The organism is Marinifilum sp. N1E240 (genome assembly GCF_009295825.1).
In the GTDB taxonomy this organism is placed as follows: Bacteria; Bacteroidota; Bacteroidia; order Bacteroidales; family Marinifilaceae; genus Marinifilum_A; species Marinifilum_A sediminis.
In genome coordinates this window covers 163,303-170,162 of the sequence record NZ_WHKF01000007.1, presented here as the reverse complement: position 1 = coordinate 170,162, position 6,860 = coordinate 163,303, and the positions used below count along the sequence as shown (strand labels likewise).

Sequence of the window (6,860 nt, the reverse complement as noted above, 5' to 3'; positions counted from 1 at the left end):
CGTAGTAAAAAGTAAAGTACCATATAGCCGAGATTATATATGCCTTGACCCTAGAGAAAAGAATATTAATAATAGCTCCTCAAAAAATGTGGCTTAAAATTTTGATTTTACTAGAGTATATCACCCGACCGTACTTAAGTATTGCAATAAGAATCATGATCTTTTTAATGCAGCCTTGAGCTTTTTGCTTCGTTTTTGGGTCAAGCCAAAAATGAAGAGCCCGTCCGGCTTGAGGACAAAATCAAAGACATTACTTAAAACAAAAAGAGACGTACCACCGTACGTCTCTTCTAAATCTTATTTATTGCATTCTATTCATTCGATAAGGGAATGATTCTCGCTGATAAATCAGGATCTTCCATATCCCCATCCAAAGGAAACATCGGGCGTTTGATTCTCTTGTAGCCAATGCGCTCCAAATCCTGATCTACTCCACCTGGCGTTTGTGCCATCAACCAATCACCTCTCATGTTGTACAGTTCCGGCACCAGGTAACCTATCTTCACCATTACAATATCCGTCTTGCGCGGATTCAGTCCTAAATTGGTAAAATCGGCTTCATGATGATATGGCTTACGGATTTTGGTAACAATTACATGTACACTTCCCACTTTCACCACCACTTCAGTCTCCGCATGCTTATCGCCATGACGTATTTTTTCAATCTTACCCTTCAGCATCACTGGTCCGGCATATCTGGCATCAACATTTGCTCCTGCCGATGCTTCAATCATAGCTCCTTCACCCAATTCAATTGCCTTCTCCACAAACTTAGGTCCCGGAATCGAGGCATAAATCACCGAAGGACCATCAGCTTTTTTAAACTCAGGTCTTTTCAGTACTTCCTGCAATGTCCAGGTCACATCTCCTGCTCCTCCAGCCGTTGGGTTATCTCCCATATCACTAATAATAAAGGGTTGCTTCTTACTGGCAATTGCTTTGTTTAAACACTCCTCTAAATTAGCCACAGGTGCTACAAACTCAAACTTTTCACGAACATCCCAAAAGCTTTTTGCCAGGTATTCTGCTGCTTTGGCAACTTCCTCCTTGCTATCGCCATAAGCGGTAACTGTTGCTGTATTTCTTGGCGCATCGCCCCAGGCGTAACCCACCCAAATGGCAGCGTCAATTACGCCATCAGTCTGTGTCAAAGGATCAATTTTGGCATATAAACTCTTTCCTGGCTCAATTCGGGTACTAGTTTTCTCACCAGGTAAAAGAACTGGTACAGGAACCCAGGCTTTGTACTTCGGTTTCCCTTTTCCACTTTCTAAGCGATCCAAGAGGTTTTGAACGGCTCTTCTTCTTGTTTCCATAGCATCCTCGTGTGGAGCTAATCGGAAACAGGTAATTAAATCGGTATGCTTTACCAATTCAGGGGTTACATTTCCATGCAAATCCATACTGGTAGAGATCATACATTCAGTTCCTATTACCTCTCTAATACGAGTGATCAAATCTCCTTCCGGATCATCCATTCCCTCTACGCTACTCGCTCCATGGATATCTAAAAACAATCCATCGTAAGGCATATTCTTCTTCAACTTTTCAAGAATCTCACCTACCAGGCTTTCGTAAGTTTCCTTAGTAACCATACCTCCTGGGATTGCTCTTGCACGAAGTGTAGGAAACCAATTGGCAGCTTTTCTTAAGCTAGAATCTACTCCAAAGAATGGGTAATAGTTGAATATTTCATCTCCTCGCAACTGTTTAAAGGAATTTACATCACTTCTGGCAGGAGAAAAAGTACTGGACTCTATCCAAAATCCAGCAATAGCGATTTTCGGAAGGTCTTTCTTTTGTTTATTCGCTTGTGTACACGATGATAGCATCATTACGCAAAGCATGAAAACACAGATAACAGATCTGTTCATTAATTTGAATTTAAGGTATTGTCAATTTGGCTTTTGGGATACCTGATATTTACAAATCAATTGTAAGTAATCAAATCTCAGGTAAAAATAATCAATAATAGGAATTGACAGATAGATTAAACTATAAATTTAAGCCATTATCGTACAATCAATATTAGCATGAAAAAATGAATCCCTTCCCATGTATGTTATCAATGGTAATGCTTCTGTCTTTATTCAGGTATTTTCTCAATTTAGAAATGAATACATCCATACTTTTCCGATTAAACTCATCGTTTGTTCCCCAGATTTCATTCAATGCTTTCTTTCTCGAAAGTAAATTATTTTTATGCTCGCATAACATCAATAACAGTTCAGACTCTCTGGCAGTTAGTTTTATAATTTCCTCTTTATATTTTAATTGAAACAACTTAGGATTAAACTCATAACAGCCTATTTCTATAGAATTGTCCTCACCTTTACTATTCTTAGCTTGATTTAATATGGCATTGATTTTTGCAACTAATAATTCTTCATCAATTGGCTTTGTAATAAAATCAATCGCTCCCAACTTAAATCCTTTTAGCTTATCTATTTTCAATGATTTAGCACTAAGAAATAGAAATGGTAGATCATCATGTTTTTTCATTAAGATTTTAGCCAATTCATATCCATCGATTCCTGGAAGCATTACATCCAAAAGAGCTAAGTCAAAATTGTCGTTTTCCAATATTTTTAAAACTTCCTCTCCTGTTTGAACCCAAACTACCTGAAATTCTTGCATAGATAAATACTCAGATAAAATATATCCAAAACTTCGATCATCTTCCAATAATAATATCCGCTTCATACTTATAAATTAATGACAAATTCACATCCCTTAGGGTAGTGATTCAACAATTTGATAGTTCCATTATGCGCTTCTATAATACTTTTCACATAACTTAAACCAATTCCAAATCCTTTTCCTTGATATTGATTTTCCTGATTTGCTCTGAAAAAACGATCAAATATTTGATTTTCAAACTTAGGATCTATTCCAGGACCATTATCTATAATTCTTATAACTCTTTGCTTCGCTTTATAACTTGTGCTTATTGTAATAGTAACTCCCTCTTCCGAATATTTCAAACTATTTTCCACAATATTTACGAAACTACTGATAAGCATGTCCTTGTCGCCCACAAGTATCGTTTCTGTTGATTGTAGATCTAATTTAAGCTCTGCATTATTCTTCTCGATTAGTATTTTCAACTTCTCGGGAATACATTTTATAATCTCATGAAGGTTTAATTCCTGATTCTCTTTAAATGAGAATTCATTTTCGAACATCGAAAATCGTAGCAATTTATCTACTTGCTCTTCCAGTAACTCACTCTCGTTTTCGATAATCTTGTGATAAGAATTCTTTTTTTCTTCATTGGTAGCTTGTCGCAATACTTTCGAAGCCAATCGAATTGATCCAATAGGCAATTTAAATTCATGAGACAAATTATTGAAAAAGTCATTCTTTATTTGACTCATCTTCTTGTGCTTTGCCAATGATTTCAATAAATAGACTAGTAAAATAAATAGGATGATCAGCAGCAATATATTTAGAATAAACTGTCCTAACAAAGAGGCTATATCATTAGATAATTGTCGCTCTTGATATAAAGACAGCCATAAATCACTCTCTTTTGATTGATTTATCCCTATAACCGGGCTAAAATACTGAAAGGTTGACTGTTTAATTATTCTTGAGTTGAATTCCTCATCGCGTTCACCTTTTCTTTTTCTATTATCCTCAGCAAACGAAAAAGATATAATACTACTTAAACAAGATTTTATATCCGATCGTAAAAGCTCTTTTTGATATTCATCGGTATTACTTAAAAAGATACCATCTGTATCAGCCTGATATATCGCATAATAAATCTGTTTATCAAACCCATTCAACTTTAATACTGAATCAATCTTATTCTCAATTTTTTCTTTAGGTAAATCTTCTGTTTTAACACCATGCTTATGAAATAAAGTATGGTTTATACCATTAATTTCAAGAGCTATGTCAGGAATAATTTGATTCAATTTTTGATGCGATTCTTTTTGTTGATAATCAATAGCTGAAGTAAACCAACGAACCTGTATAATTATTAGTAAAACCATAATTATAAAGGCAACGGAACTCAATAAAGAATAGCGGGTTTTAGATGGAATCATACCTCAAAAATAGAAATATTTAAGTGCAACTTATTACTTGTTAGGTTTTCATTAAGTTATTTAAGTATTGATTAAATCATCTTCGCATTTTAATAAAAAAACCATCTAGGTAAACTTCTTTCCTTTACCAAATAACAAATAAATTAAAAACTATGAATAGAATTTATTGGATTACCATCCTTCTTATAACTCAATGCTATTCATGCTTGGGACAAACTTTAATTAAGGAAAGTGATTTTAGCAATGATGAGAAGAAATACCTCCATCAACTTGCTGAGAAAATCTCAGAGAATGATCAAAAGTATAGAAACTATTTATCCAATAAAACAATGGATGATGATGTGATCGCAAAAATTGATTCTGTATTCGATAATTATGGCATACAGCAGGGATGGACTTACAGATCCTCACTTAAATTATCCTTGGATAAACATATTTCGGATTCTTTATGGCAACTACAACATCGATTGGATTTCGAGAATCATTTACTACTTCGGGGGATGTTGAATACTTATGGCTACTTGCCAAAATCAATCTTAAAAGAGAAACATTACTTGCAAGTGCTTTTGTTATTGCATCCACCAAAGGATTGGGATGTAAAACTTTACCAGGAATCTTATACCCAATTATTTTTACACGAAATAAAAGCAGGACGCATGCCAGCTAAAGATTTTGCCAACTTCTATGATAATATGCAGGCAAAAATCTTACGAGAACCACAATTATATGGAACTAACAAACAATACGATAATGAAAGTAAATCCATTCTTCCTCCTATAATTAGAGATCTACAGGAAACAAATAAAGCAAGAGTAGAAATAGGATTGCCTCTATTAAAAGATGGTGAATATCGAATAATCAAATAGTAAATGTTTATGCCTGGCGAAATTCTAAATTGTCGTCAGGCTAACTATTTAACCGTTATTTTTCTTCCAATTGTACTCATCCTGATTCATCTGATTTCCGTTCTTACAAATCGGACAGTAATGAATGTAACGGGTTTTAATAGGAAACACAGATATGAAAAAGAAACTGGCATAAGTTGCATTCTTTTCTAAAATCCAATTGGTAGTATTGTTGCAATGGTAACAATGTTCTTGCGTTCTGCATTGTTGCTGTTCAACAACCTTATCGTTTGCTCCAAAAATGAAAATCATATATTAATTTTTAGTCTCAAGTAGCAAGATTCCAGTTTCAAGATCCCTGTGACATTCTGCTATTTGAAATTTATTTGTAATTCTGAATACAAGCACCAAATAATCATTCCGGATAAAATATTCTCTTTCTTGATTCTTGTTACTAGTAGCTTGTAACTTGACACTATTGCTTAAATATCTTTCAACAAAATCTCACGTCCATCAACAGAAAATGACTTCCTGTACTCTTCAATAATCAACTTTAAATCAGCATACTCTTCCGTTTCCAGAACTGGAATCTTATCCGATCCTGAATTTTCCAAGGCATCAATCACCTTATTCACACTCATGTGATTGATATCAAAAGCCGGCTGATAAGCCATTTGCTTGTCTTTCTCAGTCGTCAATTCTGATATCAAACCTGCACTGTCCAGATTAAAAAGAATCTCCCTCACCAATCGGATTGGCATTTCCAACCGATGTGATATCTCCTGAGAATGAAGTGGAACTTTATCCTGTTTAAAATTATCTACAATCTGGTGCAGTACATACAAACTCAACAAACGCTTGTAATCATAGGATATTTCGGTGGTTTCTGCCTCGTACTCATAGTTCTCCACATTTTGCTCGGCAAAAGATATTTCAGCACCAAACAACACCACCAGCCAACTCAACTGCAACCACATCAGGAACAATGGCAAAGCTGCAAAACTACCGTAAATCGCATTGTAAGTAGTCACCATTCCCTGAAATTCAATATACAATATTTGGAAGATCTGATAAATTGTCCCGGCTATTATCCCTGCAATTAAACCCGATTTAAACTTCACATGTGTATTAGGCATGAAAGTATACAGCAAGGTAAATAGTATCCAAACCAGAAAGTAAGGAGCCAGATTGATCAAGAAAGTTAGAAAAGGTCCAACTGTTTCTAATAAGGTATTCCCTTGAGTCACCTCCTGAATCATGGTCTTAAGAAATACGGTTCCTGCACTTGAACCAATCAACAGAATTGGAGCAAAAATCATTACCGCCGTGTAGTCGCTAAACTTGCGCCCCCAGGTTCTTGACTTTTTAATTCGCCAAACATCGTTGAACGATTCCTCGATATTGCTCAATACTTTAATCACCGACCAAAACAAGATAACAAATCCCAAACCGGCAATATAAGCTTCTTTGGTATTGTCGAGCATTTTATTGGCAAATTCAATGATCCAATTCAAAACCTCCTCCTGTCCCGATAAACTCGATTTAAGCTCGTTTTCTATCATTCTTTCCAATCCAAATCCCTTGGCAATACCAAAACCCATTGCCAGAACTGGAACAACAGATAAAATGGAATAGAAGGTTAATGCAGAAGCTCTCAACTGACATTTATCTTCATAAAAACCCTTTACTGCCAGAAGATAAATTCGCAATTGACGAATCAGGAAATATCGGTGTCCCGATAAATCTTTCAAACGCATATTCCAAACTCCCCTACTCAGGAAATTCATTACCAAATCAAAATTGTTGCGAATTTTACTCATCCGTATGGTTTTTATGATGGATTTTATAGTTCGCAAATTAGTTAAAAGCAGAGGATTTGGCAAATGCTAAACTTGACTCAATCAGTGCAATGATATTTGAATTATTTTATAATTTTAACTCATCATCCACCAAATCAAAA

At 35.1% G+C, this 6,860-nt stretch carries 6 protein-coding genes; 1 reads left to right on the top strand and 5 read right to left on the bottom strand.

Translation table 11 applies throughout. The annotated features are described in order from the left end of the window. Nucleotides 1–311: 311 nt before the first annotated feature. The 3 genes from GCQ56_RS16445 to GCQ56_RS16435 form a co-directional block, all read right to left on the bottom strand. A complete protein-coding gene (locus tag GCQ56_RS16445) occupies nt 312–1,874 on the bottom strand; it encodes a M81 family metallopeptidase (protein ID WP_152735626.1) in 1,563 nt (520 codons plus the stop codon). A gap of 154 nt (nt 1,875–2,028) precedes the next feature. Next, a complete protein-coding gene (locus tag GCQ56_RS20655; RefSeq protein ID WP_152735625.1) occupies nt 2,029–2,703 on the bottom strand; it encodes a response regulator transcription factor in 675 nt (224 codons plus the stop codon). Between the two features lie 2 nt (nt 2,704–2,705). Next, nucleotides 2,706–4,055: a sensor histidine kinase KdpD gene (locus tag GCQ56_RS16435; protein ID WP_152735624.1), complete on the bottom strand. Its 1,350-nt coding sequence runs from the start codon at nt 4,053–4,055 to the stop codon at nt 2,706–2,708. A 152-nt stretch (nt 4,056–4,207) separates the two neighbouring features. On the opposite strand from GCQ56_RS16435, the gene GCQ56_RS16430 reads away from it, so the two are divergent. Beyond that, complete coding sequence (locus tag GCQ56_RS16430; RefSeq protein ID WP_152735623.1) at nt 4,208–4,921, top strand: hypothetical protein; 714 nt, start codon at nt 4,208–4,210, stop codon at nt 4,919–4,921. Between the two features lie 48 nt (nt 4,922–4,969). Here the strand turns inward: GCQ56_RS16430 and GCQ56_RS16425 are convergent, their stop codons facing one another. Further along, nucleotides 4,970–5,212, bottom strand: a complete 243-nt coding sequence (locus GCQ56_RS16425) for a zinc-ribbon domain-containing protein (protein WP_152735622.1) — start codon at nt 5,210–5,212, stop codon at nt 4,970–4,972. Between the two features lie 170 nt (nt 5,213–5,382). Next, the gene (locus GCQ56_RS16420; RefSeq protein WP_227006092.1) at nt 5,383–6,720 is read right to left on the bottom strand and encodes a YihY/virulence factor BrkB family protein; all 1,338 of its coding nucleotides are present in this window, start codon (nt 6,718–6,720) and stop codon (nt 5,383–5,385) included. Between the last annotated feature and the right edge of the window lie 140 nt (nt 6,721–6,860).

Bases quoted from the DNA above. Each gene is read 5' to 3' on its own strand.
- GCQ56_RS16430 (WP_152735623.1), top strand. From the start codon at position 4,208: ATGAATAGAATTTATTGGATTACCATCCTTCTTATAACTCAATGCTAT.
- GCQ56_RS16445 (WP_152735626.1), bottom strand. From the start codon at position 1,874: ATGAACAGATCTGTTATCTGTGTTTTCATGCTTTGCGTAATGATGCTA.
- GCQ56_RS16420 (WP_227006092.1), bottom strand. From the start codon at position 6,720: ATGAGTAAAATTCGCAACAATTTTGATTTGGTAATGAATTTCCTGAGT.
- GCQ56_RS20655 (WP_152735625.1), bottom strand. From the start codon at position 2,703: ATGAAGCGGATATTATTATTGGAAGATGATCGAAGTTTTGGATATATT.
- GCQ56_RS16425 (WP_152735622.1), bottom strand. From the start codon at position 5,212: ATGATTTTCATTTTTGGAGCAAACGATAAGGTTGTTGAACAGCAACAA.
- GCQ56_RS16435 (WP_152735624.1), bottom strand. From the start codon at position 4,055: ATGATTCCATCTAAAACCCGCTATTCTTTATTGAGTTCCGTTGCCTTT.